The sequence below is a fragment of the Micromonospora sp. NPDC047762 genome (assembly GCF_043204655.1).
Taxonomy (GTDB): domain Bacteria; phylum Actinomycetota; class Actinomycetes; order Mycobacteriales; family Micromonosporaceae; genus Micromonospora.
The window spans coordinates 40091-66575 of record NZ_JBIDCQ010000003.1 but is presented as its reverse complement, the minus strand read 5'-3'; the positions used below and the strand labels follow the sequence as shown (position 1 = coordinate 66575).

Genomic DNA, 26485 nt, shown 5'->3' with positions numbered 1-26485 from the left:
GGGTCATGGCCGCTGCCTGGGTGATCGCGGCAGTGGCCAGGAGCCGTCGCCGCACGTCCGACAGGGGTCAAGGCGTCCACCGTACGCCCGGGTTCACCCGCCCCGACCAGTCGAAGACCGCCATGTTGTCCCACTGATTACCGGTGCCGTTGATGTTGGCCGGGTCCCAGCCGTTGCCGCGGACGGCGTACCAGGTCGGTTCCCAGTAGAAGACGCCGATGGCCCCCGCGTTGCGGGCGGTGTTCTGCACCCAGTCGAACTCCTGGGCCTGCCCGGACCAGGTCGCGCTGATGCCGTCACAGGTCGCGTCGCCGATGGCGTTCGGCTCGCTGTCCGCGTTGTTCCGGGTGAAGGGGTACGCGGTCTCCACGATCACCACCGGCTTGCCGTAGCGCCCACGCAGGTCGACGATGTTGTTGTAGAGGTTCGCCAGGCTGCCGTGCCACATGCAGTAGTACGACTGAGCGGTGATGTCCCACTGCACACCCTGCGCTCGGATGCCGTCGTAGAACCATCGGGCGTTGGCGTTGCTGTCGGCGTTGGCGGTATGGATCATCACCGGGATGCCGCTGCCGCACGCCTTCGCCGCGTTGTAGCCCTGCTTCAGCAGGCCGGCCAGCGGGGCGAAGTCGTTGTTGACGACCTTGCCCTCGTTCCACAGCATCCCGACGTTGATCTCGTTGCCGATCTGCACACTGTCCGGCAGGGTGCCCTGCCCCCGCAGGCTGGAACAGACGTCGTAGGTGAAGGCGTAGACGTCGGTACGCAGTTGGCTGAGGCTGTGGCCGACCCAGGCGGCCGGCTTGTACTGCTTTCCCGGGTCGGCCCAGGTGTCGGAGTAGTGGAAGTCGATGAGCACCTTGAGGCCCTTCGCCCTGGCCGCCCTGGCCTGACCCAGCACCGCGCTCTTGTTGTTGTAGCCGCTGACCGGGTTGTTCCAGACGCGCAACCGGACGTAGTTGACGCCGACGGACTTCAAGATGTCCAGTGGGTCGCGGGCGACGCCACCGGCGTCGTAGTACCCGGCGCCCAGATCCAGGCTGCGCTGCAACGACGAGACGTCGGCACCCCGCATGGTGAGCGTGTTCGCGGCGGAGGCGGGCGCGGGCGCGCCGCCGAGCGTGCTGGCGACGCCGAGGACGCCGACTGCGACGGCCGCGAGCAGAGCCCTGGCACGGCGGTGGTGGGGTGTGGCCGAACGTGTGTTCACGAGACTCCTTCAGCCAACCGTGCAGGGAGCGCCGTTCAGCGAGAAGCCGGTCGGCGGAGCGTCACTGACGCCCCACCGCCCCTGCACGCCGAAGGTCGCAGAGCCGTTTGGCGCGAGGACGCGGTTCCAGTCGACGTTGCGAGCGGTCACGACGGCCCCGGTCTGGCCGATCGTGGCGTTCCACCCCGAGGTGACCTGCTGGTCCCCCGGGAAGCTGAAGGTGACGATCCAGCCGTCGATCGGTGCCGTCCCGGCGTTGTGGACTGTCGCAGTCGCCACGAAACCGCCCGGCCACTCGGACTGGTTCCGGTAGGTCACCCGGCAGGTCGAGGGCGGCGGAGTGGTCGTCGCCGTGGGCAGGGTGACAGTGTTGGACGCGATCGACACGTTGCCCACCGCGTCCCGGGCCCTCACGTAGTACAGGTTGCGCAGCGGCACCGACGCAGGTAGCGGCGCCGTGTACGTGGTACCCGGCACGGTGGCGATCAGTTGCGAGGTGAACCAGCCGTCGAACCGGTAGACGTTGTAGCCGAGCACGCCGACGTTGTCCGTCGACGGCGACCAGGACAACGTGCCGGTCGAGGCGGTCACCTCGCCGACTGTCAGGTTCTGCGGCGCGCTCGGCGGGGTGGTGTCCGGGCCGGTGTCCGTCACCGGGGTGACCACTGTCAGCGCATTCGACCAGTTCGAGCGTTGCCCGAGGCTGTCCCGGGCGATCAATCGGAACGTGTACTGCTGGCCCGCCCCAAGGTAGCTGGTGATCGTGGTGCTGGTGACGGCCCCGACGCTGGCGCTGAAGACGATGTCGCCGAACTCTTGGTAGTACGTGATGTCGTACCCGGCGATGGCGCAGCAGCCGGACGTGGCGGCCGTCCAGGTGAGCGTGACCGACGCGCTGCGGACCTCGCTGGCGGTCAGGTTTGTGGGGGCACTCGGCGGAACGGGCGAGGTGCTCGGCGTGCTGGACGGCGCAGTCGGCGGTGGCGGGGCGGTCCCGGCCGGCGCTGCGACCGACACCGCGGCCCCAGCGGGCGCCGGAGCGACCAACGGGTACGCGGCGGGCGTCACGGTGCCGGCGTCGGCTGCCGGCGCGGCGCCCAGAGCGCTGGCGAGCACCGCCGTCGACAGCACGAAGGCGGCCAGCAGGCCCGGCCGCGGACGGCCGATCAGCGAGGACGAGGGAGCACCTGTCATACGTCGACGATGCAGCAACAGATCGATGATCGCCAACATGTCTCACGCCTCGGCCGCTGCTCAACCCGGCGCATGGTGGGTCATCGCCACTCCTCTCCCCCTTCGCCTGGGCCGTGTCGCTCCGGCGCGGTGTGGCCGCACGTCGGCGAGTGTCCACTGTGTCGCTACCGACGCCATTGGCGGTGGTTGAGCGATTCGCTGGGAGCGATACCAGTGGGGCAAAATCCAATGCTTCCGATCGCTACACTCGCCGCAACGCCGGCACCGCCCGCAGAGCCGAGCCCGCGCCAATCCCGATCGAATGGAGACGCCTGTGACCCGCGACAAGGCGGCACCCCCCGGCATCGACCCCAATATTCCCAGCGTGGCCCGGGTCTATGACTTCTTCCTGGGCGGCAAGGACAACTTCGAGGTCGACCGGAAGGTCGCCGAGCACGCCCTGCGGATCACACCGGACGGACCGGCAGCCGGCCAGGCGAACCGGGCCTTCCTGCGTCGAGTGATTCGGTTCCTGGTCACCGAGGCGGGCATCGACCAGTTCCTCGACATCGGATCGGGGCTGCCCACCCAGGGCAACGTGCACGAGGTCGCCACTGAGCACAACCCGAAGGCTCAGGTGGTCTATGTGGACAACGACCCGATAGTCCTGACGCACGGACGGGCTCTGCTCGCCGCTGAGGGCACCGCGACGGTGATCCAGGCGGACATCCGGGAGCCGCAGGAGATCCTCAACCACCCTGACGTACGCCGGTTCCTCGACTTCGACCGGCCGATCGGCCTGCTGCTCTTCGCCATCCTGCACCACCTTGGCGACGACGAGGACCCGAAGGCGGTGGCGGCCGCGTTGATCGACGCGCTGCCCTCCGGCAGCTACGTGGCGATCTCGCACTTCCGCGACCCGGGTGAGCGGGACCCGGAGGGCTCCCGCAAGGCCCGCGAGGTCGAGCGGGTCTTCAACGAATCGCTCGGCACCGGCCGCTGGCGCACCGACGAGGAGATCCTCTCGTTCGCCGATGGGTTGACGGTGCTGGAGCCGGGTCTGGTGCCGCTGGCCGAGTGGCGCCCAGAGCCGGACGCACCGACGACGGTGCAGACCGACACCTATCACACCTTCGTCGGGCTCCTCGCCCGCAAACCGTAGGCGCCGTCTTCTGGTGAGCACGTCGGCGGGGGGCGCCCCCCGCCGACGTGCTCACGTGTCAGATCTGAACTTGGTGTAGCGACCCTGCCTAGGGCGCGGGTTCCAGTACGACGACTGGGATCTGTCGGGTCGTCTTCCGCTCGTAGTCGGCGAAGCCCGGATACGCGGTCTTCTGCGCGCTCCAGATCCGTTCCCGTTCGTCCCCGGCGGCCACTCTGGCGACCAACTCGATCTTGTCCGTACCGATCTCCGCTTGGACCTTCGGGTTGGCCAGCAGGTTGTAGTACCAGTCGGGATTGCTGGGCGCGCCGCCCTTGGAGGCGAACACGGCATAGCCGCCGTCCACCGTCTGGTACATCATCGGGCTCAGGCGAGGCTGACCGCTCTTGGCACCGACCGTGTGCAACAGCAGCAGCGGAGCGCCGGCGAACTGACCGCCGACCTGCCCGCCGTTGGCGCGAAACTCCGCGATGATCTTGTCGTTCCAGTCACTCATGAATTCTCCCCGCGTCCGCGCACCGGCTCCGTCGACACATTGTGGCAGTCGCAACGGTGAACGGCAGCGAACGCTTCCCGGCGTTGACCGGTCACGTTCAGGACCCGGCCGAAGTAGAAGCGGTCGCCCGACGACGACGCCAGCTCTGGATCTGGCAGAGCGGTCGTGGCGTCGGCAACGCTCACAAGCGGGGAGCTGTTCGGGGCAGGCATGCGGGGTTTCCTTCCGAAGGGCGCGATGGGGTACGGCGCCGGGGTGGACCTCGGTCCCGGGGTCGGCGAAAGGGTGGGGTCAGCGGCGGCGGGTGGTGCGCTTCCAGGTCGGCGGTGATGCCGGTGAGGGTGACAGTCGCCTCGGCGGGGCCTGCGGTTTCGCGGGCGAGGTACGGGTTCGGTGGGTTGCCGACCATGGAGCCGGGCTTGTCGCCGTGGGTCTGCTGCCAGTGCTGTTGCCAGTAGTCCTTGTCGAAGCTGTGCGTCATCGGAGGTTCTCCTCGTCCGTCAGCCGGGCGACCGCCCGGTCGGTGTCCTCGGCGACGAGGTCGGCGTTGAGATGGGCTGCGGCGCGGGCGCCACCAGCTCCGGGCCCGTCGAGTTCCTCAGCCTGGTCGGCAGACAAGGCGAACGCGCACACGTACGCACCGCACCAAACCCGGGCACGCCCCACTGAGCAGCCAGCTGCCTACCTGGCTCCACTCAGGATACGAACGCCGGACCGGTTGCCGACCGCGTAGGTCCCGTTGGTAGCGCAGGGCTTGGTCGTCAGCGAGCGCACTGTGTGGCGGTCGGTCGCGGCCTCGGCCGGCCGCGCGCGGTGTTCGCGGTCCTACCGGCTACCCGCCGCCACGTGCAAGGCTCGGTGGAGACGCCACCGGTACGGCGGCTTGGGACGTCGGCGACGTGGCTCCGCAAGGGCTCGGTGCTCGGCTGTCCGCCGCGCTTCCCTGCTCAGTTCGCGGGAGTCGCGTGGTCGTACGCGGCGCGGTTGGTGGCGACTTCGTCGATGTGCACTTCGGCCCAGATCTTGAGGCCGCGCATCATCTGGTGCAGGGAGAGGCCCAGCTCGGTCAGCTCGTAGCTGACAGTGACGGGCACGGTCGGTGTCACGGTGCGGCTGACGAGACCGTCGCGTTCCAGGGAGCGCAGGGTCTGGGTAAGCATTTTCTGGCTGACGCCGGCCAGTAGGCGCGACAGCTCCGAGTAGCGCATGGGGGTGGGCTCACCGGTGCAGTCGGGGCCGCTGCCGAGTGCGGAGAGGATCAGCGTGACCCATTTGCCGGAGATGCGTTCCAGCATCTTGTGGCTCGGGCATGCGGCTAGGAAGGCGTTGTAATTGCTCTTGTTCTGGTCCCGTTGCTGGGCCGCTGTCGGCGTTGCCATCATGCCCTCCTCGAACCTGGGGCATGTTACGTCCCCTTGTAGTGCTTGCTCTCTCCTGGGAAGTTGCACTCTCATGGTGGACCAGGCATCGGTTAGGTGCCAGTGGGGTTGGTCACAAGCCCACTCCGCCCTCGCAGCTGTGTGCGGATGAGCGGGCCCCGTCGATGCGGTGCGCCGCTCATCCGCACAGTCGGTGTTCAGGAGTGGGCCGCCGCCCATTGGTTGATGAGGTCGGTGGTTTGCGCGGCATTGCGATGCATTGCCAGGTCGTGGGCCGCGTTCTTGATGAGTACGGCGTCGACGTGGCGGGCGGAGCTGAAGGCTTGTTTCTGGTCGGGTACGAACGCCGTCGGGTCGCCTCCGACGTAGAGGTAGTCGTGATCGCCGACCACGTCGAGGACAGGGACGCGGACCGAGGCGGCGAAGGCTCCGGTGGTCAACTCGGTGGCGAAGCCGGGGACCTCGGCGGCGGTCGTGGTCGACTTGGTGGCTTCGTCGGCGGCGAGCGTCGCCGGGTTGGTGTTGGGCAGGTGGTAGAAGAACGTGCGCGAGTTCGGCGCGGTGGTCAGGTATCCGGAGGGCAGGGTCTTATGTGAAAACAGCGGTTCGGTGGCTGCCGCGACCAACGCCGGGAAGCCGTCGAACGACGGTTGCGTCTTGCGGTACATGAATCCGGTGACGACGAGCGCGTCGACCTTGTCGGATTGCGCCGCGACGCCCTCGGCGACGACGCTGCCGTAGGAGTGGCCCACCAGGACGATCGGGAGCCGCGCGTAGCGGCGGCTGATCGTGTCGATGAAGTGATCGATCGACGCGACGTGTGCCGCGGTGGTGACGGACTCGGCAGCGGGTTTGGTGGACCGGCCGGTGCCGATGCGGTCCAGGGCGATGGCCACCCATCCGTCGCGAGCGGCCTGCTGGGCCTGGGAAACGGTGCCGGCCTTGGTCCGCAGGTCGAAGTAGCGGTGGTCGTAGGTGACTCCTGGGATGAACACTTGCACGCCGCGTGCGTGCCGGACGGGGGCGTACTGCTCGGCGTGGATGGTCGCCGAGGACAGCCCGTCGACGCCGACGGCCACGCGCACATCCATTGAGCTGTGACGCGGAGCGCTCGTGTGGGCCGCAGCCGGGGAGGGAGCTGAGGCGTTCATCCCGGCGGCGAGGGCGATTGCCGTCGCGGCGGTGGTTAGCCAGAGACGCATCTTCTTCATCGGCTGATCCGATCCAGTTCGGCGAGGTCCTCGGCGGACAGGGAAAGGCCCGCGCCCGCAATGTTGTCCCGCAGGTGGGCGACCTTCGAGGTGCCCGCGATCAGGAGAATGTTGGGCGATCTCTGCAGCAGCCAGGCAAGCGCGACGGACATGGGCGTGCTCTGCAGCCGCGCCGCCACCGCCGAGAGCGCCTCGGACTGCAGCGGTGAGAAGCCGCCCAGCGGGAAGAACGGCACGTACGCGATGTTCTCGGCCGCCAGCCGGTCGACGAGTTCGTCGTCGTAGCGGTGAGCGAGGTTGTACATGTTCTGCACGCCCACGATCGGCGCGATGGCCTGCGCCTCGACGACCTGCTCGGCGGTGACGTTGCTGACGCCCAGGTGACGGATCAGGCCTTCCTGCTGCAGTTCGACGAGGGTGCCGAACGCCTCGGCCAGCGATCCGGGCTGGGGACCTTCGGCATTACCCATACGCATGTTCACCAGGTCAAGGGTCTCGACACCGAGGACCTCGAGGTCCTCGTGGACCTGCTTACGGAGGTCTTCGGGCCGCCGGGCGACGGGCCAACCGCCCTGAGCATCGCGGACAGCTCCGACCTTGGTGGCGATGAACAGCCCCTCCGGGTAGGGGTGCAGCGCCTCTCGGATCAGCTCGTTGGTCACTCGCGGTCCGTAGGCGCCGCTGGTGTCGATGTGGGTGATGCCGAGCTCGACCACCTCGCGCAGTACAGCCACAGCGCCGTCATGGTCGGCGGGGGGTCCCATGACCCAGGGGCCGGCCAATTGCATGGCGCCGTAACCGAACCGGGTCACCGTCGAGTCCCCCAGCTTCCACTTACCACCAGGCAGAGAAGCATTCGACATGTCATAGCTCCGTTCTCGTAAAGGCAGGTAATCCTGCTACCTGACCGGTCGCTTCTCCACGATGACAGGGTTGCTCTCTATCAGGAAGTAGGCACCTCAAGGTGCGTAAGTAACCTGCCCTAGTGCTGATCGCGGCACGGGAGCGCGGCAGGCCAGGGTCGTGGGGTTGGTTCGAAAACCAGTTGCACCTCTGGCCCCGCTGCCGCAGCGTACGGTCATGATCAATTCGGTTCGACTGCTTGCGGCCTACGACGAACAGCTTCGGACTGACGCCGAGACGCCGAGCGCGGTCTCGGTCACCCGACACGGGCCACTGCGTCTCGTGACCTTCGCGGGCGGTCGCGGTTTTGTCACCTACCGCGATCTGGGCGGGGCGGACGTCGACACCATCCGGCGGCTCGTCCCAGTGGCGCTCGCTCACTACGTGGCGAACCCTGAGATCGACCGGGTCAAGTGGAAGACCCGTGGGCACGACCACGCGCCAGGATTGCACGAGGCGTTGCTGGAGAACGGGTTCACAGCAGATGAGCCTGAGTCGATCATGCTCGGCGAGGCGCGGCTACTCGCCGTCGACGTTCCGCTGCCCGACGGCGTGACACTGCGTCGGATCAGCGAGGAGGCAGACGTCCGCGCGATGACTGCGATGCAGGACGAAGCCTTCGGGAACCCGGTGAGCGACGACATGGCGAACGCCCTCCTGCGCCGCCTGGCCCGCCATGACGGAATGGAGTTGTGGGTCGCCGAGGCTGGCGGACGGATCGTCAGCGCCGGGCGGTTGGAGCCGGTGCACGGGACCGACTTCGCCGGGATCTGGGGCGGCGCGACCCGTGAGGAATGGCGTGACCGTGGGATCTACCGCGCGTTGACCGCAGCGCGGGCCCGCTCAGCACTCGACATGGGCAAGACACTCATGAACAGCGACTCGACCGAGTACTCACGCCCGATCCTCGAACGCTCCGGTCTGGTCAAGGTGTCGACGACGACGCCCTACAACTGGCGGCGGTGAGCGCCCTAGTCGCGGCCCCATCCGCACCCGAGCACAACGGCTACCGCGCCCCCTCTTCGGAGTGCACTCTCCGCGAAGAGGCCGGGTCGGGCTTGATGCAAGGTCAACGGCCTGGTGGCTCGGTTCGGCTGGCGCCGTTGCTGTACTTGGCTGCTGTGCTGTTGGCACGGCTTGGCCGGCCGCCCTGGTCCATCCGAGGAACCGGCGGTGCAGCACGCCGGCCGGTGTCCACGCCGACGTTGTAGATCAGGTCGGCGATCGCCGTGGCTGTCGGTCGGTCCAGACGAAGAACGACTTCCTCATCCATGTCCGGCACGCTACGGCCTCAGGAGCATCCGGCGTACTGGTCGACTCGTCGTTGGTCGCCGTCTGACGACCCGGTGACGGCCCGAACGGCCCAGGCGCCGGCTACCGACCGTGAACCCCGGTGGTCTAGGAGGTGGAGGCCCGGGCGCAGCCGGTGCGGGTGTCCCACGCGAAATCGCAGGAGTGCAACGCCCGGGCAGCCGTGCACTCCCACGCCCTGCTGCGCTTCAACGCGCCTGCCCTGAACCGGGTGCTCTCGTCTTGCACCTGGATCGCGTTCTGGTCGCTGCCGGTGCCGTACCCGCTGGCGGCCCGAACAGCGCGGCAAGCACTAACCGCCCCTGACCAGGCATTCTTGACATATGGATCGTCCGATGAACCTACCCCTGGAGGTATCAACATGTTCACCACGAGGTTCTGGAAGGCCACCGCCGAGCGGGCGGTGAAGAGCGCCGCACAGGGCTTGCTGCTCTACTGGGGCGCTGACGTCGTGTTCAACGCCTGGCAGGCGGACTGGGCAGCGGCCGGTGGCATCGCGTCCGGTGCGGCGGTGCTGTCAGTGCTCACCTCACTGGTGAGTGCGAAGGTATCGGGAGAGGGCGACTCGCCCAGCCTCGTCGGCGCCGAGCAGTAGCCTCATTCGGCTGCGAACGGTGCGTCCCCGCTGACTTCGGTCGGCGGGGGCGTCTGACTCTCTGAGGTGGTCATCCAAGCCGACCGTCAGGCGTCGAAGTGGAAGACAGCACGGCCGAATCGCTCAGCAGGGTCGGCAGGTCGCCAAGGTTGGCGAACGCGCGTCCGCCCCAGCTTGGGTCGGTGTCGTTGTGCTCAGTCGTACGAAGCACGGTCATGCCGACCGCTGCCGCGCCGGCCAGTTCGCCGTCCGCGCCGTCACCGACGAAGACGCACTCAGCCGGCGCGACGCCCAGGCGCTCGGCGGCGATCCGGTAGATCGCCGGGTCGGGCTTGGCAAGCCCGACTTCGCACGAGAAGACCGCGACGTCGAAGCGGCGGGCGAGCGGGCTCTGCGGCCATGCCTCGGCGGTCTCGGAGGTGGCGTTGCTGATGAGGGCCAGTGGATGCCCGCCGTCGCGCAGCGCGTCGAGCACATCCAGGGTGGCCGTCGAGACAGCGCCCAACACCCGGCGCGCGAGGGCACGGCGATGTTCACCGGCCCGTTCCACCTGTTCGTCGGTTGGCGTGCCGCCGAGGCGTCCGGCAAGAATGCGGACGGTTTCCTCCACGTCCCACCGGACCAGCCGGTCACGCCAGGTGGCGTGATAGGCGGCGACCAGCGCGGCCGGAGCCGCCCCGACCACGAGCGCCATCTCGCCAACGACCCGGTCACGCTCGTCATCGGCACCGTGTACCAGGGTATGGAAGAGGTCGAAGATCACCGGCCGAGACATCTCAGCATCCTACTGAGGCCGTCACCGCCGTCGACCGCCTGCGATCCCGGGTTACGGCCTCTGAATCATGGAACTGAGGGTGGTTGGTGCTGGTATCGAACCAGCAACCTCTCCGCTGTTCGAGACATCAGACACCTGGTGCAGACGGCTACCGTCCAGCGCGCAGCTCAGCAAGGACCTGTACGGCCTCGGCGCGAACCTGCGCCGGGCAGCCCCAGTAGTCGTAGATGCCACCGCGCTCGCTGTTGTGACCACAGATGACGAACACGCCGGTGCCCAGCCGGCGTTTGAACTCGGTGGCCAGCCATCCGACGAACCCGCTGTTGTCCACGTCGGGCGGGAAGTGAACCGAGAACACCGCGAAGCGCTCACCATCGGTCCCGGCACCCGGTGCCAGCCAGGACCACCGGTCCTCGTCGCGCACCACGGCCAGCAGGTCAGCCGTCAAGGCCGGTGGCTGAGTGAGCGGCGCCTCGAAGAACGACCACTCACCATCGAACATGACCAGCTCGGCGGCCGCGATGACCCGCCGCAACCGCTGCGCGGTCTCGTCACTGGACTCCTGGCTGATGCTGACCATGCGCCGATCTTGCCCGATGACGCCAGCCAACGCAGTCGCCCTCGACACACCGCCGCCGGCCAGCCCAATGGCTCACCTGATCCGCGACCCGGCACTGCTGCAGCGCTCAGATTCTAGAGGCTCGGCGGTCGGGCTACGACCAGTTCGGTGTCCGGGTCGTGATCCACCGGCGAAGGGCCCGCGACGATCAGGGTGGCTCGGAACCACGGCTGTTCTCGCAGCATGAAGGGCAGTTCCTCCCGCAGCCAATTCGCCACGTGTTCTCGCTGTTCGGAAGAGTCGCCGTCGCGATCGACCAACAAGCGCTCCTGTTCATCAAGGTCGCCCTGTAGGTATATCGAGGCGTCCAGCCACGGGGCCACTTCCTCCCGGATGATGCCGGTGCCCTCGACCCAGACGAAGTCGACGTCGGCGGGGACGGTGATCGATCCAGCGCGACCGTGACTGATCCAGGCGTCGGGACGGAAGGCGACCGGTTCCGCCCGGTGCAGGGGTCGCAGGATGTTCTCGGTGAGTACCGCACCCCAGTCGAAATAGGCGTGGTTCCAGGCCACGTCGTCGGTGTGCACGATGGCCGAGTTGGGTTCCACCTGACGCAGCCTCCCAGCCAGGGTCGTCTTGCCTGCACCACCCCGGCCGTCGATGGCGATCACCCGCGGACGCCCGCTGACGTCTGGTGATGCGTCGCGCAACTGCCGAACGGCGTCGAACACGGTCACGACCTGCCAGCCAGCCCGCCCCACATCGTCTGACGTCCACGGACGTCCACCACGGTCGCGACGGTTGTCACTCAGTCAGTCAGTGAGACGTCGCCCCCGCGACCACCGTTCGGGGTGGGCCTGGTGGTGACGTCCAGAAGCTCGATCAGTTTGCGACGGGTGTCGGTGGTGTCGGGATGGTCGGTGCCCAGCACCCGTTCGCAAACCGGCAGCAGCGCGGCGAATTGGGCCCGGGAGCCTTCGGGGTCGCCCGCTCTCCCCGTCCAAGAGGCAAGTTCGTGCTGGCTGCCCAGCGTGTCCGGATGTTCCGGACCTTGGACGCGTGCGCGGACGGGGACGAGTGCGGCGAACAGATCTCGTGCGGCGGCGGCGTCGCCCGCGTATCCGATCCAGAGGGCAAGGCCATGGCGGGTGGCCAGGGTGTTGGGATGTTCCGGGCCCAGGACGTGCTCGCGGATGGGCAGCAGCGCGGCAAATCGATCGCGAGCAGCGGCGGCATCGCCCGCGTATCCGATCCAGCGCGCCAGGTGATGTTGGGCGTGCAGGCAATCCGGGTGCTCCGCACCGAGTGTCCGGCGGAAACTGTCGGCCACGCCGATCAGCAGGTCGCGGGCCGCTCTGGCGTCGCCCGACCAGCCGGTCCACTGGGCCAGCCGATGCCGGGTGGCCAGCGTGTCCGGGTGTTCGTCGCCCAGTACCCGTTCCCGGACCGGTAGCAGCGCGGCGAACTGATCGCGGGCAGCGGCTGCGTCGCCGGCCCAGCCAGTCCACTGCGCGAGCCCCTGCCACGACGCGAGGGTGGCCGGATGTTCTGGGCCGAGGACGCCCCTCTGGACGGGCAGCAGTGCCGCGTACTGATCACGGGCCGCCACGATGTCGCCGGTCTCTCCGGTCCAGCGGGCCAGCTGGTTGCGGGTGTCAAGGGTGTCCGGGTGGTCGGCGCCCAGCGCCCGTTCCTGAGCGGACAACAGCGCGGCGAACTGATCGCGGGCGGCCACCGGATCGCCGGCGAATCCGGTCGTGTATGCCAGGCGGTACCGGATGGTGAGGGTATCGGGATGGTGTGCGCCCTGCTCCCGTTCCCGGATCGACCGCAGGGCGCTCAGGTGGTCGAGGGCTACGGCGTACAGCCCCGTGGCATTGAGGTGACGGGCGGCGTCCTCGGCAATGCGAGCGGCACGGATGATCAGGTCGGTGTCGGTGGTGCGGGCTGCCTGGTTCAGCAGGTGGAAGGCATGCGGAGCAGCGGCCTGCCACGTTGGCCACTGCCCCGAGTCGTCCGGGTCTCCGTCGGCGAATCCGGCCAGCAGTGTGATCGCCAGGCTCAACTGAGCCACCGGATCAGCGGCGGCGCGGATGAGCGGATGGATGCGCAGGCTCACCGCGTCCTGCTCGCCATCCTCGACTGTGATCAGGCCAAGTGTGGCCAGGGCGCGCAGTGACTCCTGCGTATCGCGGGGATTCAACGGTGGTCCCAGCAGCCCGGTCGGAATCGGCGCGTCGGCGAAGGTCGCGAGGAGCCACATCAGCGACCGGGCTTCAGGCAGGCCACGGCTGTCGAGCAGGTCGAGCGACATTTCCCAGGTACGGCTTACGGCCTCGCCGATGGTGGACCCGCCGAGCTGATCGATCGCGGCCTGATAGGCCGCGAAGGTGGTCGCGATGCCGGGCAGCCGCAATTGCTGCGCGTCGGCCAGGGCTCGGCCGGCCAGACCGAGAGCCAGCGGCAGGCCGCCGAGACGCTGCGACAGTGCGACGGCCTCCCGTACGCCACCCGCGTGCTTCCCGGCATGTTCGAGCAGTACAGCCGCGCCGTCGGTGGCGGACAGCATCGGGATCGGGTGCATTCGGCACCAGGGGGTTTTCCACACCTTGGGGTCGCCGTCGCGAGTTGTAATCAGTAGGAGGCCCCGACGGTTCGGCACCGGCCGGACCCACCCCCGAGCGGACATGACCGGTTCACCGTCCAGTCCCAGCAACCGGGTGTCGTCGGCGTTGTCGATGACCAGCAGCCAGCGTCCGGGAACGGCGGACAGCAGCCTCCAGAGCAGATCCGGAGCGCCGGTGAGCCCGGACCAGGCTCGCTGAATGTCGTGATCGGAGGCGCCGAGATCGGCGACGAGCTGCCGCATGCCGGTCTGCAGGGCGGTGGCGTTCGCCGCCGAGACCCACCAGACCTTTGCCTTACGATCGGCGAATCGCCTGGCCACCAGCTGAGCCACAGTGCTCTTGCCCGCACCGCCCATGCCGTGCAGCACCCGTACCCGCGCCGCCGGCTGGTACCACCCGCGATTGAGCCCGGTGAGTTCGCCGACCAGTTCGTCGCGGCCCCGCGTGAATGCGGCCGGCTCCGGCACGGCAAGCGAGATCATCCCTGGTGTTCCCGGGGTTGCCACGGTCGACGCTACGCCGCGGGACGGCTGCTGTCGGCGCAGCGCCAAGGAGCCGAGAACAACCTGGGCCATCCCGAACGCCAACCCAGCTACCGCGATGAACCCACCGGTCCAACCCGCCTGCCCGTTGGCCTGAGCCCGGGTTGTGGTGAAGAGCCAGTACCCGCCGGTCGCCAGAAAGACCGCACCACTGACGAGAAAGATCCACCGCATCCATCGACGGGCTCGTGTCACGCTTGGACGGTAGCGGGCAGGCTGCCTGCCGTTCGGCACAGCGCGAGGACCCTTCTGTCGCTGGGCCAACGACTTCCAGAACCAGCGGCAGCCGGTCTGACGTAGCCGCCCGGGCCTGCCCCGAGGACCACCAGATCGATCTGTTCGGTCGCCTCGTTCATGGTTGAGGCCCGTTCAGCCAGTCCGCGAGGAGGGGGATCGTGTCTTTGAGGGTGTCTACACGGTGGTGAGCGCCGGTCAGTTCGTCGGGAGGGTGTGTGGTGCGGACGGCGACGACAGTCATGCCGGCAAGCCGGGCTGCTTCGACTCCGGCGGGAGCGTCCTCGATCACAAGGCAGTTCGCTGCGGGGGTGTCGAGAAGGTGCGCCGCTCGCAGATAGCCCTCGGGGCTCGGCTTGCCGCGCCGGACCTGGCTGCTGTCGACCAGGACGGGAGGATCCGGCAGGCCGCCAGCGCGCAGCCGCTGCCTCACGGTCGGTGTTCGACCCGACGTGACCACACCCCACGGGTAACCATCGAGCAGGCTCAACACGGCGGCGGCGTCGGGGTAGACGGGGAAGGCGTCGCCTTCGGCGGCCATGATTTCTCGAACGAGCCGGTACTCGGCGTCAACGTCGAGGTGCGGGGCCACCACCGCGATGGTGTCGACGGGCCGGCGGCCGTGGGTATGGGACCAGACCAGGTCCGGGTCGAGGTGGCGCAGCGTCGCCCATCGACTCCAGATCCGCCGGTATGCCGGATAGGAGTCGACCAGCACGCCGTCGACATCGAACAACACCGCAGATGGAATGGACATCACGTCGCCTGGCTCTGCAGCAGGTCGACGGTGGCGGCGGCCTGACCGGCGATGTCGTGGAGCAGGCGGGCAGCGGGCAGGACGTCGTGGACGAGGCTCACGGACTGGCCCGCGTACAGGGCCATGGCCGCCAGGTCACCGGTCATCCCGGGCAACGGAATCAGGTCCTCGTATCGAGGTCGGCTCTCGCCGGACGCGTCGTTGGCGACGACATCACCCTCGCCGGGCCGCAGTGGGGCGGGCGGCGAGCCGGCCGCCTGCCAACGCTGAAGGGTCGTGTTGCGTAGCGCGCGATGCGGTGCGTTCGGCCATCCGCCGTCGAAGCAGAGGGTGTGTACGGTGTCCGCTCCGGTGGCCGCGATCAGGTGCTGCCGGTACACCTCGTGGGTGGCGGCTTCGGCAGCGGCCAGGAAGCGGGTGCCCAGCATGGCGCCCTGGGCGCCGAGCGCGAGCACCGCCGCGACGCCACGCCCGTCCGCGATTCCTCCCGCAGCCACCACCGGAAGCGGCCCGACCGCGTCGACGATCGCCGGCACGAGGGACATCGTGGTCGTGCCGCCGCGGACGTGACCGCCCGCCTCCCAGCCTTGGGCCACGACGACGTCCACCCCGGCCGTGACAGCCTGCACGGCCTCGGCGATGTCACCGATCGTGTGCAGGTGCAGCGCGCCGGCGCGCTGAATCCGGCCGTGCAGCGGCGACGGGTCGCCCCAGAAGGTGGAGATGATCCGCAGCTTCTCCTGGAGGCACACGGTGAGCAGATCGTCCACCGGGAAGTCGAGAACCAGGTTTGCCCCGAACGGCCGGGTGGTGAGCTCCCGGGTACGCCGGATGCTCCGCCGTGCCTGATCGGGGGTCTGCCACGTCAACGCCAGCATGCCAAGACCACCTGCCTCGGACACCGCCGCCGCCAGTTCCGGTACCGCCGCGGAACCCACGGGCGCCTGAATGATTGGCAGATCGATGCCCAACCGGTCACACAACGCAGTGCGCAATCGCCTCACGAAGCAGCCCCGATCGCTTCGGAAATCGAATCAACACAGCGGACGGTACTGTATCGAATATCGAAGCATCAAGAGGGGCGGCGCAGGCGATGACGGCACCCAGACCGGGCAAGCCGGTACGCGGATCGAGTACCGGACGACCCCTCATGGCCGCCCTCGACCTGTTCGGGCGTCGCTGGAACCTGCGCATCATCTGGGAGTTGCAGCATGGGCCGGTCGGCTTCCGCGCGCTCCAGCAGCGCTGCGACAACATGTCATCCAGCGTCCTGCGTCAGCGGCTGACCGACCTGCTCGACGCCCACCTCGTCGCTCAGCAGGCGGACACGGCCTATGCGCTCACCGACCTCGGTCGCGGTGCCTACCAGGCCTTGCGCCCGCTCGTTCGCTGGTCCGACGCATGGGCCTCGACCTTGAGCGTGGACGACAAGACCTGAACCCGCGAAACGCCCGCCCTGGCATTTCGGAAGCGGAATCGCTACCGTGCTTCTGAATCCGAAGCATCGGAGTCTGGTCATGGCTCACATCCCAGCGCTCGAACCGCCGTTCACACCCACGGCCCTCTGATGGCCGGGCCACCAGTGGCGGTGGTGAACGCCTGTACCCGCTACGGGAAAGGCGGTAGCCCCACCACAGTCGTGATCGACGATGCCAGGCTCATCGACGACGAACGGCACGCGATCGCCCTGAGGGCCGGCACCTCCCACACCGCGTTCATCGACACCACCCCAGCGGACGCACCCAGGGTGCGGTTCTTCACCAGCACCGGGAAGCTCTCGAACTGCGGGCACGGCACCATCGCCGCGCAGGCCGTCCTGCTGGGCCGCGGCGGCGCCACGGAGCACCACGGCCGCCAGCGCAGCGGAGGCCGCACCTTCGCCACGACCGCCACCCGGCGCCAGGACGGCATTGAGGTCTGGTTCGACCAGGGCGTCATCGCCTTGTCCGACCATGCCGACGCGACTGGCGGTGGCATCATCGCGGCCCTCGGCCTGGAACGAGCGGACATCGCCGCCGCCCTACGGGTCGCGTCGCCGGGCATGCCACGACTCCTCGTCCCCGTTCGGGATCGCCGCACACTGCTGTCCATGCAGCCCGACTTCGATCGGCTGGCAACCGAGTGTCGGCTACTCGGGTATCTCGGCTGCTTCGCCTACGAGCTGCCCCCGAATGCAAGAACGGGCGCAGCTCGGATGTTCGCCCCAGCGATCGGCGTTGACGAGGACATCGCAAACGCCAACAGTGTCGGCTGCCTCGCCGCTCACCTGCTCGACACATCCGGCAACAGCGCGATCGAGATCCACCAGGGCGACACGCACCAGAGCCCGTCGTCGGTCTTCGCCAGCGCGACACACACCGCAGACGGCATCGTCGCCAGAATCGGCGGAATGGTTGACCTCAGCCCGCCTCAGCGCCACCGTCCATCTACGCGCCGGCCGCCTCCACCCACGACTGGCACCCAAGCCTGTCTCTGAGTGCGAGCTTCGACCGGCGCAAAGCCTCGACCGGCACCAGGACCAGGCCTCGACAGCCTCTGCCCACCGAAGCTGATCAGGACTGGTCATCTGCAGGTGTGCGATCACCTTGTCGGACTCCTTGCCTTTCCTTGCCCTGCTCAGGGGACAAGGGCCTGCACGACGAGGTGTTCGCATCGGGCCGCGAGGCATCATTGGCGTTCATGGGCCGCACCATCCGTACGTGACCAACACGGAACCGACATTCGTGGCACGGTTCCTCCTCGGTCCCGACACGACCGAGGAGTCCACGGCCAACGCAGATGCCTTCGTCGACCTCCCCGACGGCTCCAGTTGGGCGCTGACAATCTTCACCGTCGACGAGGTCCGCCGCCTGCTGGCTACCTGGAAGGAAACCGGTGAAGGTGGCAGTTACTTCTGGGGCGTTGACCAGCTGATCGTGCCGGAACCGGGCGTACCGGCCATGACCACGGCTATCCGAGCACTCGTTCGCAGCGGAGAGATAGCCAGCGCCGGTGTCCGGTGCATTGACCAGATCACGCCGCATTCGCTCGGCAACCTGGTGTGGCGGGCCGTGGCTACACTGACGCCTCCAAAGCCCCTGCTCGGCAACGGAGAGGGAGGCGCGATGGTCAATCCGCTGTTGGACGCCGAGGATGCGCGGGAGCGCCTGGAGGCATGGCAGGCCAATGCCGTGCGTCGGGCCGCCGACACGCAGGCCGCCGCTGCCGGCTTGCGCGCGCTGCGGGTCGCGGCCACCGACGCCCACGGGATCGTCGAGGTCACCGTCGACTCCACGGGGGCGATGGCCGACGTCCGGCTCTCCGCGCGGGTGCAGCGCGTGAGCCTGGAGCAGACGCAGCAGGCGATCATGGGCGCCTATCGCAATGCGCGGGTCAAGCTCGCCGAGGCCGCCGCCGAGGTCGTGCGGGAGACGGTCGGCGCCGACTCGGCGACCGGCCGGGCCCTGCTGGCCGGATTCCGGACCGCCGACACCGAGGACGAAGAGGGGCGTTACTGATGCACGGGGGGTTCGAGGTCGACGTCGAGGCGCTGCGCGCGCACGCCACGGCCATGTTGGCCATTCACGACCGCTTCGCCGCCGTCAAGGCCGCGAGCGGCACCATCTTCCAGGCCGACGATGCCTACGGGCAGCTCTGCCAGTTCTTACCGCCCATCCTGGAGGGACGCCACCGGGACCAGGACAAGGGCGTGGACATGCTCGCCGAGAACATCGCGCTGCTCGCCGCGGGAATCAAGAGAACCGCCGACGCCTACGAGCGGACCGAGGAGTCGACCACCGACGGCTTCAACTCCTTCCACTCCGCGACCTGAGCCAGCCCGGCGTTATCTCATGAGCAACCCACTGGTCGCCACGACCTCCGACATCCCTTCGACCAGCGGCGCGCACCGCGACGGTTGGACCGGCCTGCCGCTTGCCGACGACTACATGGGCATCAAGGACGCCATCGACTCCGGCAGCTGGATCGACGGCTCAATCGCGGGCTTGGGCGCCGCTCTCGACGGGGCGGCCATCGCCATCGACCCGTTCAGCACGCTCCTGTCGATGGGCATCGAGTGGGCCATCGAGCAGGTCGAGCCACTGAAGCAGGCACTCGACTGGCTCGCCGGTGATCCCCAGACTATCGAGACGCACGCCATGACCTGGGACAACATGGCCAATGAGCTGTTCTCCATCGCCGAGGACCTCAAGGCGCGGCTGGTCGGCGACCTCGACGGATGGCAGGGCGCCGCCGCCGACGCCTACCGCGACATCCTGACCATCAACATCGACGTCGCCGGGATCTTCGCGGGCACGGCCGCCGGCATGGGTGCCGCGACCCGTGGCGCGGGAACCGTGGTGCAGATAGTGCGGGAGGTCGTGCGGGCCTTCATCGCCGACTGCATCGCCAAGGTCGTGGTGTGGCTGGCCGAGGTGGTCTTCTCTCTCGGCTTCGCCACACCGCTGGTCGCCTCCCAGCTCGCGGTCGCCGTCGTTCGCTGGACCGGCCGCATCTTCGGCTGGCTGATGGGCCTGATCGCCAGCCTCTCCGCCCTTCGCGCACTCCTCGACGTCTAGGCGGCCCTCGATGCGACAACTCATGGCGGCTCTGCGGAGCACCGCCGTCCTGGTGGTCCTGTTCGCTGTGGCGGCTCTCCACAAGCACCCCTCAGGCCCCACCCCACCGCACGGCGGTGGCGGCGATGGCCCCAACCGTCCCAAGTTCAACCCGGGAATGATGCCCAAGCGCGTGGGACCAGCCCAGCAGCATGGCATCAAGCGCGCCGGGGAGGGCCGCCCGAAGGACGCCGACACATCCGAGCCCGAGGTACCCAAGAGGACCAACCCCTGGGACGACCCCGAGTTCGCCGACGCCAGGTACGACATGAAACGCTTCGGTGAGATGGGCGACGGGGCGTTGGACAAGATCTGGAACGGCGACGGGAAGGGCGGTGGCAACCACAAGCCCTCGTCCACCGAGCCCAACAAGACGCTCTTCCCGCCCGGCACCACCGAGGCGCAGGTCGAGGGCTGGTTCAAGAGCATCGCCACCAACCCCGACAGCCGCCCTGAGGCACGTGCCAACGACGACGGCTGGCGCGTCACCGGCACCCGCGACGGCATCACCTTCGTCGTTACCCTGGACAAGGACGGCAGCATCTCCGGCGGCTTCCCGCTCAGCGGCGAGGGCGTCACCACGAACCCGCCGGCCAAGCGGCCGACCTAGCCAACGCACCTACGGGAGACCCATGGAAGTCAACGATTTCTACTGGTACAGCCGCCAGATCACCGACCAGCTCGCACCCAGGATCAGCCCGAATCACCGGCCGTTCGTCCTGACCGCCGCCAGCGCCGGGGCCTGGGACCTGGCGCTCCCGGAGCTCGTCGGCGCCCTGGCGGAGGAGGACGTCGTGATCACCACGGCGGAGAAGGACGCGCTGCGGGAGCTCATGGAGTTCCGCCAGGAGCCTCTGACCTACCTGGAGCGGATCCGGACCTCGGACTGACGGCCGAAGCGTAAATCGGGCCCCTCGAACCCTGTGTCGTGCCGACCAGCGGGCGTCCCAGACCTGGCCCGAGCTCGGCGGGCATGTCGATGGCGACTTTCACCGAACGGTAGATTTCGGGATCTCCCGTCGGCGGTCGCTGCGATCGTCCGAAAGGCATTGGCCGGCCAGCGCCGATTCCACATGGTCCCAGCCGGCACCGCCGTCGGGCTCGCTCGCTGGCGTGGCGATACGTCATTGCCGTACGACAGCGGAAAGGCCACCTCCCAAAACTGGGAAGCGGCCTCTGACCTGCGGAACTGAGAGTGGGCGATGCTGGTATCGAACCAGCGACCTCTTCGGTGTGAAACATGACGCCGCACCGACTCTGACCTGCGGCAACGTGGAGCCGCAGGCAGGGGTGGGTGCAGTCGAGCGCCGTTCGATGCTGTTGGATGCGGTTCAAGGCCGTTCAGGGCACCCTGTTGCTCCCAACCTGCTCCCCCCAACCGGGCTCGCACCGGGCCGCCGACCGATTGTGAAATGCCGGCCCAGTACCCATGCTTGGCGCCAGCACTGGCTCCCGCAGCCGCATCGATCGATGAGGAAGCGCGTCCACGATCGCCGCGCCTTGTCATGGGCAGAAGCGGATGCCTGCGGGGTTCAGCCGCGGCTGGCGTACAGGTAGACGGTGACTGCATCGGGTGCGTCGAGGTTGACCAGGAGCGCTCGGCGTGTGCCCTCTGCGGTGGGTTGCTCCTCGTCTAGGCCGGAGATGGTCTTGGCGGTTTCGGGGTCCCACAGGTTGCCGCCACCGACGTTGTGCTTGGCGTCGACAGCCCGAAGCCCCGGTGTGAGAGCCGTTGTGAACTTCGCCGCAGCGATGAAGGCGTCGAGTTCGGTGCGGGGCATGCGGACCTTCGCCGAGAGCTGGGTTACCAAGCCGTTGCTGTACGCGGCGGTGAGCAGCACGCTGCCGGGCGGCAAGTTCGGGCCACCTGACAGCTCCTTACCGTCGTGACCTGCGCATCCCCCCTGCCAGGGGAGATAGAGCGCCGTCGGCGAGCTGCCGGCCCAGTGCAGTGCCTTGGTTGCCACCAGCGCTCGCTCCAGCAGGCGCATCGGTCGATCCGGGAGCACCCCACAGCAGGTCACCGCGTGATCGACGCGGCCCTGTTCCTCGCGCGGGTGCCCATCTACGCAACACGCCCATCGCGGGCAAGTCGTACACCACTTCCGTGGACGCAACCGCGCGGCAGTCAGCTCAGTGATTGAGATCCGCCTCAGACGGTCTCAGTCACCGACCGGATCGAGCGCACGATCTTTTGGAAGTCGCCAACCTGCGGGAACCCGATCGTCAGCGATACCCGGATTGGGGGGTGGCAGGTGCCGTTCCTCGATCTGCACCACGTAGCGGTACCACCCCGAGTCTGCGTGAAACCTCGCTAACCAGAGATCCCATGCGCCCAGTGGTTGCTCACTATCTCGTCGCGCCCGGCCTCGGAACCAGACGTCTGAGATGCCCGGTGGGAGGACGATGTCATCGACGTGCTCAGCTTCTCCGCCGTCGTAAAAATCGGACAGCCGGTAGAAGTAGTTACCGTCCTTGTAAGCCCGCGCAAAAAGGAAGAGGTGCCGCTCATCGGCCGATTGGGCCAGAAGTTTGTCGACGTTATCGCAAGCCCATTCCTCCGCGAGCATCTCGGAACACACCTGCGCGAGCTCGTTCAGACGCAAAGGGATCGACCCGCTCTCGGCCTGAGGGCGCCCTGCCTTCTTGGCGCGAGCCCAATCAGCCATCAGGCTCGTGGCAGGGGGTGACGTGACCTCAACGATGCCCCGGCGCTCTTGGCCATCGCCGTACGCCCAGGCACCATCAGGCTTCTTGTCACCGGTGCCAGCATCCGCGAGCTTGATGTCGACCCCGAGCACCTGCTCCATGGCCAGGAATGCGGTCTCTTCTTCGCGGTTTGCCTTCGTCCCGGCCACGTTGCTCATGGCGCGGAGAGTAGCTGCGCGCGGGCAAGATAGGCGCGTTGGGCCGTACCCGTGGGACCTGTCGACGACAGATCGCCGAGCGGGCTCACGATCCTCACGCCGCTCCCGGAGGACGTCAGTCAGCCGACTATCCGAGCTGACCACAGGGGCGTCCAGCGATGGCCGCTCCGCGCCCTGGTAACCCGTCGACTACAGGATCGACCACGCAAAGGTGTGTGGTCCTCGAAGCGTTCATGCTCCTCAGCTGCCCAAGGGTGGCAGCGATCCAGACCTCGTGGACCCCCGATCGCCTTGGCGGGGCCCGCGTCTAGTTACTCAGCAGGACCGATGCCCCTGAGGCACCGTGCACGGTCGGCGGCATGCCCGTGCGGATCCTCAGACGCAACGCGTAGTCGTGCAGTCGAAGACCCGGGCGACCGGGCGCCCACGCTTTCGCTGCTGCCCCGACCCGGGTACCGCCGCAGCGGCTTGCCCGCGACAGTTTCGATATGCGGTGAGGTGACCGCTCGCAGTGCCCTCCAGGCCATGGCAGCCATAAGGGCGAAGTCCGGGCGTACGCCAGTCGACTTCGTCTTCAGAGAACCGCTTGAACGCTAGTCTGCCCGGCGCCCCGCCCGCAAGATTCGTCACGTTCACGCCGTGTCGGTCGCGCTTGCCCAGTAGCATCACCTCTGTTCAAAGATAACCACCGCCACGCCGAGACCGCGCGATCAAGCTAAACCCTAGGCTTACGCCCCAAGTCATCTGGCAACTGCCGCTCGAGGATGACCGACGAAAACAAAGCCAGTGTAAAAGTCAACAACAGCAAGCCGGCGACCAGTACAGTCGTTGCGCCGATCTTAGCTGGCGCGCTCGATAGTTGGACGGAAGAATCGCCCAACGTGGTCACATTCGCTACAACGTAATACGTGGAGTCCGCCAACCTCCGCAACTCGGCCACAAAACCATGGTCTCGCGACATGCCTTTGAACCCGCCGAACCGGAGTTGAAGGGTAGACACCGAGACCGCTAGACTGAGAACCATAAAGACTGCCAAAGTTACAAAAACAATCAGCTCATCCAGGACCGATCCGTCTTCCGGACGGCGCCCCGTGATACCGGCGGTGAAGTAGGAGCGCGCATATCGGCCGACGGCCAAATACCAGGCCACAGCCTCAGCCAACAACCCCATGTTGTAGGCGACGACCCACAGGGTCAATGCGGACACGACTACAGAAGCAAAAACGGTCACTTTGGGCGCAAGAGCATTCAGAGCGATAGTCGATACATAAGACACAAGGATAAACCCGGCACCACTGATGAATGTCTTCGCAATCAGCCTGACTGCACTCTTTCTAGCCTTAGTCAGCCTCGAGTCGTTGGATCCAGGTGAGTAGAGTCGGCGAACCTTGTACCATTTGGCGCCAAATGGGAAGAAATCACCACCATGACGCTCAAATAACGCGGCCAATTCAAGATCATTCCTAGGAGGCCGCAGCCGCGACTCACGCTCGTATCCGCGGGCCCGCTTAGCCGCCCATCGAACGGCGTTCATGAGGGCAACCGACTTCAGCAGGGCGAACGACATCAGGCAACAGACGACGACAGCCAGAGGCATCCGACAATTCTCCGGGCGACCCGGAAGTCTGGCAAGACTATGCCGGTACTAAGATCGGCGCGTCACAAGATGCCTAGAAGCTGGAGAAGAATGCTTGCGCTGCTGGTTACTGCAAGGAACGAGGAGCAGACCGTTGGTCAGGTAATAACAACGTTCCACGAGCAAATTCGGCCTCGCTTCAGGCTGTCGAAAACCATCGTAGTGGACGACGACTCGAGTGATCGCACTGCATTGGTGGCGCTCCATGCTGGAGCTTCCCTCGTTCTACCGTCCGGGGGTCTTGGGCTAGCTCAATCATTTCAACTTGGCGTCGATGCCGCCCTAGGGCTCGGCGCCACAACTATCGTCCATACTGACGCCGACGGGCAATATGCGCCCGACGACATTCACGCCCTGCTGCACAAACTCGGCGACGGGGCGGACTTGGCGATCGGAAATCGCCTATGGCGACGCCCTCCACATATGCAACTTGTTCGATACGTTGGAAACATCGCGCTGTCACAAGCGATATCAGCAATCTCGCGAGTTGCCGTCGCAGATAGCCAAAGCGGCTACCGGGCGTTCTCCGCCCGACTGGCTGCTGCCGTTCGAATTTCCAGCAAATTCACCTATACCCAGGAGCAAATCATCCGAGCAGCGAGCTTAGGCTTCCGGATTGCCCAGACTCCCGTCTCGTTCCACGAGCGCCGGTTTGGCTCGAGCCGCCTCGTACGCTCGCCTGCCGACTACGGGTATAGAGTCCTTAGAGACTTGGTGAAAACTTTGTCGGCTCCACCTGAAACTCGCTCTCGCACAGATTTGGTAAGTCGCGTTCGTCGCTAGTTCGGGTTGGAGGCCGAAGTGGAAGTCGTCTCGACGTCGCTGTCGCACCTGACGAGCCTGCGGTTGGAAGCGGTGGCGGTCCAAGCAGAGCAGGCCGATAACTCGCAAGCAAAGCACTTGAGATCGATACAGATCCCACCGAACGCCCCGCAGCCCAAGCCGAACTGCGATCACCATCCGGCTGGCGTGGCAGTCTCCCCGACCAGCATTTATCCGTGCCGAGGCGCAAGCGGGTGCCGGGCAGAGGAAGCATTACACAGGCATCCGCACATGGCCATGTGCGGACGACCTTCCGCTGCCGCCGAGAGGCGCCAACGCTGACGCCTTCGGGCGCGCCGAAGAGGTCACGTACGACGAGCCGCAGACCGACGGCCAGGTCGTCAACGAGGAGACGCGTGCACACCGGCCGGCCTTCAACCGACTGTGCGGCTACCTCGAGGAGTCCGACGTCCGCTCGACGAGCACGGTCCGGGACACCGTCGAGCGGGTCTTCGTCACCTTAGCCAACCCGCCGACACCGCAGCGTTCACCCCGCCGCAGATCTTGTCGCCCACGGGTATGCGCCCGGGCGGACGGCTGCACGAAGAAGGCGCGCCTCTACCCGGGCGGCTGGGGCTGCGACGACCACAGGATCTGAACGTTCACAGGTCGTCGATTTCCTCAATGAGGTAGCCCTTTCCGACCGCGACCGTGTCGCCCTTCTCGACGGGCAGTTCCCGGTCGAGGAACAGCTCGACCGCCGGCTCGCCAGTTGTGCCCACCGACACCTGGGCGACGTCCGCTCCGTTCCGCCGCAGCACTCGGATGACAGGTACATCAGCCCGTAGACCGGATGCCGCTCGACGGCGAGCACCGTGCCGCCGTCGTAGATTGTGTCGCCGGGCAGGGCAGACGGAGTCTCTGCGGTCGCGAAAGGGTCGGTCATCCGGCCATTCTGCGACCACCCAGCCACCAAGGCGAGGTCGCTGCTACGGCTCCCCGAAGTGGCCCTCTTCCTCGTCGATCAGCAGCGGCACATCGTAACCATCGTGTCCGGCCGGCCCCGCGCGGACCGCACCCGGTGCCGCCATCGGCCGTGCTCGAACGCGACGTCGGCGTCGATCTCCGCGTCATCACCGTCGATTCCACCTGCACGTACCGCAGCGGCTTCGGCCGCCCCAGCGGCTGACCGGCGGGTGCCGGTGCTCCGCTTTGCCATGCTGGTGCGCCTGGTGGCCATATCGGTGCTTTCCGAGAGGGGTCGGGCACCCCTCGGCCGACTCGACCAATCGGACATTCCTGCTATACGGGTGTCAGTACCGAGAGGTGCTCCTGATCATCCCGGTCGCACGCGGGTTCGAGTCCCGTCAGCTCCACAACATGGGGCTGTAGCTCAGTGGTAAGAGCAGCGGGTTGTCTTGCCCGAGGCCGGAGCGGATTCCCGCTCCGGCCTCGGTCGTTCGTCATCCGCGCAGCGCGCGAACCTCGTTCAGCAGCTCGGTCAGGGTCCGCGCGGTCGCGGAACGCTCCTCCGGTCTGACGATGCGCATGAGCAGTCGGCTGGCAGTGGCTCCGGCCGAGAGTTTCCGTTCGACTGCTGTCTTACCTGAAGCCTCGCCATCGTCGATGCCCGGGTCCGTCGCACCCATCCGATCGAGCAGACCCTCCGGTGGATTCCTCCGCCCGAT

The 26485-nt window shown here is 67.2% G+C and carries 30 protein-coding genes; 11 read left to right on the top strand and 19 right to left on the bottom strand.

Translation table 11 applies throughout. The annotated features are described in order from the left end of the window. Nucleotides 1-67: 67 nt before the first annotated feature. Nucleotides 68-1210, bottom strand: a complete 1143-nt coding sequence (locus ACGF3C_RS11175; protein WP_393220998.1) for an arabinogalactan endo-beta-1,4-galactanase — start codon at nt 1208-1210, stop codon at nt 68-70. Between the two features lie 9 nt (nt 1211-1219). Further along, complete coding sequence (locus ACGF3C_RS11170; RefSeq protein WP_393220995.1) at nt 1220-2404, bottom strand: cellulose binding domain-containing protein; 1185 nt, start codon at nt 2402-2404, stop codon at nt 1220-1222. Nucleotides 2405-2717: 313 nt separating this feature from the next. On the opposite strand from ACGF3C_RS11170, the gene ACGF3C_RS11165 reads away from it, so the two are divergent. After that, nucleotides 2718-3545, top strand: coding sequence for an SAM-dependent methyltransferase (locus ACGF3C_RS11165; protein WP_357235217.1), 828 nt, complete (start codon nt 2718-2720; stop codon nt 3543-3545). A gap of 88 nt (nt 3546-3633) precedes the next feature. Here ACGF3C_RS11165 and ACGF3C_RS11160 read toward each other — a convergent pair whose 3' ends face one another. The 6 genes from ACGF3C_RS11160 to ACGF3C_RS11135 form a co-directional block, all read right to left on the bottom strand. Further along, nucleotides 3634-4041, bottom strand: coding sequence for a nitroreductase family deazaflavin-dependent oxidoreductase (locus tag ACGF3C_RS11160; protein ID WP_357235220.1), 408 nt, complete (start codon nt 4039-4041; stop codon nt 3634-3636). Nucleotides 4042-4222: 181 nt separating this feature from the next. Continuing rightward, the gene (locus ACGF3C_RS11155; RefSeq protein WP_393220991.1) at nt 4223-4522 is read right to left on the bottom strand and encodes a hypothetical protein; all 300 of its coding nucleotides are present in this window, start codon (nt 4520-4522) and stop codon (nt 4223-4225) included. Next, complete coding sequence (locus ACGF3C_RS11150) at nt 4519-4674, bottom strand: hypothetical protein (protein WP_393220988.1); 156 nt, start codon at nt 4672-4674, stop codon at nt 4519-4521. Before ACGF3C_RS11150 ends, ACGF3C_RS11155 begins: the two co-directional genes overlap by 4 nt. A gap of 314 nt (nt 4675-4988) precedes the next feature. Beyond that, entirely contained in the window at nt 4989-5420 is a 432-nt protein-coding gene (locus ACGF3C_RS11145) for a helix-turn-helix domain-containing protein (protein WP_357232705.1), read from the bottom strand. Between the two features lie 197 nt (nt 5421-5617). Then, nucleotides 5618-6631, bottom strand: a complete 1014-nt coding sequence (locus ACGF3C_RS11140) for an alpha/beta hydrolase (RefSeq protein WP_393220985.1) — start codon at nt 6629-6631, stop codon at nt 5618-5620. After that, entirely contained in the window at nt 6628-7494 is an 867-nt protein-coding gene (locus ACGF3C_RS11135; protein WP_357232701.1) for an aldo/keto reductase family oxidoreductase, read from the bottom strand. The genes ACGF3C_RS11140 and ACGF3C_RS11135 overlap by 4 nt, the downstream gene beginning before the upstream one ends. A 217-nt stretch (nt 7495-7711) precedes the next feature. Between ACGF3C_RS11135 and ACGF3C_RS11130 the strand changes: the two genes are divergently transcribed. Next, on the top strand, nt 7712-8500 hold the full coding sequence (locus ACGF3C_RS11130; protein ID WP_393220981.1) for a GNAT family N-acetyltransferase: 789 nt from the start codon (nt 7712-7714) through the stop codon (nt 8498-8500). Between the two features lie 103 nt (nt 8501-8603). Here ACGF3C_RS11130 and ACGF3C_RS11125 read toward each other — a convergent pair whose 3' ends face one another. Further along, nucleotides 8604-8807 carry a hypothetical protein gene (locus ACGF3C_RS11125; protein ID WP_393220978.1) on the bottom strand — a complete coding sequence of 68 codons (204 nt, stop codon included), beginning with the start codon at nt 8805-8807 and terminating at the stop codon, nt 8604-8606. Between the two features lie 399 nt (nt 8808-9206). On the opposite strand from ACGF3C_RS11125, the gene ACGF3C_RS11120 reads away from it, so the two are divergent. Then, complete coding sequence (locus ACGF3C_RS11120; RefSeq protein ID WP_357232695.1) at nt 9207-9440, top strand: holin; 234 nt, start codon at nt 9207-9209, stop codon at nt 9438-9440. A gap of 70 nt (nt 9441-9510) precedes the next feature. Here the strand turns inward: ACGF3C_RS11120 and ACGF3C_RS11115 are convergent, their stop codons facing one another. The 6 genes from ACGF3C_RS11115 to ACGF3C_RS11090 form a co-directional block, all read right to left on the bottom strand. Beyond that, nucleotides 9511-10215 carry an HAD family hydrolase gene (locus ACGF3C_RS11115; RefSeq protein ID WP_393220975.1) on the bottom strand — a complete coding sequence of 235 codons (705 nt, stop codon included), beginning with the start codon at nt 10213-10215 and terminating at the stop codon, nt 9511-9513. Between the two features lie 148 nt (nt 10216-10363). Continuing rightward, nucleotides 10364-10795 (bottom strand): DUF6196 family protein, encoded by a 432-nt coding sequence (locus ACGF3C_RS11110; RefSeq protein ID WP_357232380.1) that lies wholly within the window; start codon nt 10793-10795, stop codon nt 10364-10366. A 113-nt stretch (nt 10796-10908) separates the two neighbouring features. Beyond that, nucleotides 10909-11385, bottom strand: a complete 477-nt coding sequence (locus tag ACGF3C_RS11105) for a hypothetical protein (RefSeq protein ID WP_393220971.1) — start codon at nt 11383-11385, stop codon at nt 10909-10911. 200 nt (nt 11386-11585) lie between these two features. Beyond that, nucleotides 11586-13886, bottom strand: a complete 2301-nt coding sequence (locus ACGF3C_RS11100) for a tetratricopeptide repeat protein (protein WP_393220969.1) — start codon at nt 13884-13886, stop codon at nt 11586-11588. 412 nt (nt 13887-14298) lie between these two features. Next, nucleotides 14299-14937, bottom strand: coding sequence for an HAD family hydrolase (locus ACGF3C_RS11095; RefSeq protein ID WP_393220966.1), 639 nt, complete (start codon nt 14935-14937; stop codon nt 14299-14301). Next, the gene (locus ACGF3C_RS11090; RefSeq protein WP_393220963.1) at nt 14937-15941 is read right to left on the bottom strand and encodes an NAD(P)H-dependent flavin oxidoreductase; all 1005 of its coding nucleotides are present in this window, start codon (nt 15939-15941) and stop codon (nt 14937-14939) included. Before ACGF3C_RS11090 ends, ACGF3C_RS11095 begins: the two co-directional genes overlap by 1 nt. 146 nt (nt 15942-16087) lie before the next feature. Between ACGF3C_RS11090 and ACGF3C_RS11085 the strand changes: the two genes are divergently transcribed. The 7 genes from ACGF3C_RS11085 (at nt 16088) to ACGF3C_RS11055 (ending at nt 20422) form a co-directional block, all read left to right on the top strand. Beyond that, nucleotides 16088-16375: a winged helix-turn-helix transcriptional regulator gene (locus ACGF3C_RS11085; RefSeq protein ID WP_393220960.1), complete on the top strand. Its 288-nt coding sequence runs from the start codon at nt 16088-16090 to the stop codon at nt 16373-16375. A 129-nt stretch (nt 16376-16504) separates the two neighbouring features. Next, the gene (locus ACGF3C_RS11080) at nt 16505-17413 is read left to right on the top strand and encodes a PhzF family phenazine biosynthesis protein (protein ID WP_393220957.1); all 909 of its coding nucleotides are present in this window, start codon (nt 16505-16507) and stop codon (nt 17411-17413) included. A gap of 223 nt (nt 17414-17636) precedes the next feature. Continuing rightward, nucleotides 17637-18434 (top strand): YbaB/EbfC family nucleoid-associated protein, encoded by a 798-nt coding sequence (locus tag ACGF3C_RS11075; protein WP_393220954.1) that lies wholly within the window; start codon nt 17637-17639, stop codon nt 18432-18434. Then, nucleotides 18434-18748 carry a type VII secretion target gene (locus ACGF3C_RS11070; RefSeq protein ID WP_357235097.1) on the top strand — a complete coding sequence of 105 codons (315 nt, stop codon included), beginning with the start codon at nt 18434-18436 and terminating at the stop codon, nt 18746-18748. The genes ACGF3C_RS11075 and ACGF3C_RS11070 overlap by 1 nt, the downstream gene beginning before the upstream one ends. Before the next feature lie 19 nt (nt 18749-18767). Beyond that, nucleotides 18768-19493 carry a WXG100 family type VII secretion target gene (locus ACGF3C_RS11065; RefSeq protein WP_393220951.1) on the top strand — a complete coding sequence of 242 codons (726 nt, stop codon included), beginning with the start codon at nt 18768-18770 and terminating at the stop codon, nt 19491-19493. A gap of 10 nt (nt 19494-19503) precedes the next feature. Then, a complete protein-coding gene (locus ACGF3C_RS11060; RefSeq protein WP_357222708.1) occupies nt 19504-20142 on the top strand; it encodes an EndoU domain-containing protein in 639 nt (212 codons plus the stop codon). A gap of 22 nt (nt 20143-20164) precedes the next feature. Continuing rightward, on the top strand, nt 20165-20422 hold the full coding sequence (locus tag ACGF3C_RS11055; protein ID WP_393220948.1) for a hypothetical protein: 258 nt from the start codon (nt 20165-20167) through the stop codon (nt 20420-20422). Nucleotides 20423-21064: 642 nt separating this feature from the next. On the opposite strand, the gene ACGF3C_RS11050 is transcribed toward ACGF3C_RS11055, so the two are convergent. From ACGF3C_RS11050 to ACGF3C_RS11040, 3 genes are all read right to left on the bottom strand, one after another. Further along, complete coding sequence (locus ACGF3C_RS11050; protein WP_393220945.1) at nt 21065-21523, bottom strand: hypothetical protein; 459 nt, start codon at nt 21521-21523, stop codon at nt 21065-21067. 171 nt (nt 21524-21694) lie between these two features. Continuing rightward, nucleotides 21695-22399, bottom strand: coding sequence for a hypothetical protein (locus tag ACGF3C_RS11045; protein WP_393220942.1), 705 nt, complete (start codon nt 22397-22399; stop codon nt 21695-21697). A 715-nt stretch (nt 22400-23114) separates the two neighbouring features. Continuing rightward, nucleotides 23115-23996 (bottom strand): hypothetical protein, encoded by an 882-nt coding sequence (locus tag ACGF3C_RS11040; protein ID WP_393220939.1) that lies wholly within the window; start codon nt 23994-23996, stop codon nt 23115-23117. A 39-nt stretch (nt 23997-24035) separates the two neighbouring features. Between ACGF3C_RS11040 and ACGF3C_RS11035 the strand changes: the two genes are divergently transcribed. Beyond that, complete coding sequence (locus ACGF3C_RS11035; protein ID WP_393220936.1) at nt 24036-24818, top strand: glycosyltransferase family 2 protein; 783 nt, start codon at nt 24036-24038, stop codon at nt 24816-24818. A 1442-nt stretch (nt 24819-26260) separates the two neighbouring features. Here ACGF3C_RS11035 and ACGF3C_RS11030 read toward each other — a convergent pair. Continuing rightward, nucleotides 26261-26446: a hypothetical protein gene (locus tag ACGF3C_RS11030; RefSeq protein WP_393220933.1), complete on the bottom strand. Its 186-nt coding sequence runs from the start codon at nt 26444-26446 to the stop codon at nt 26261-26263. Between the last annotated feature and the right edge of the window lie 39 nt (nt 26447-26485).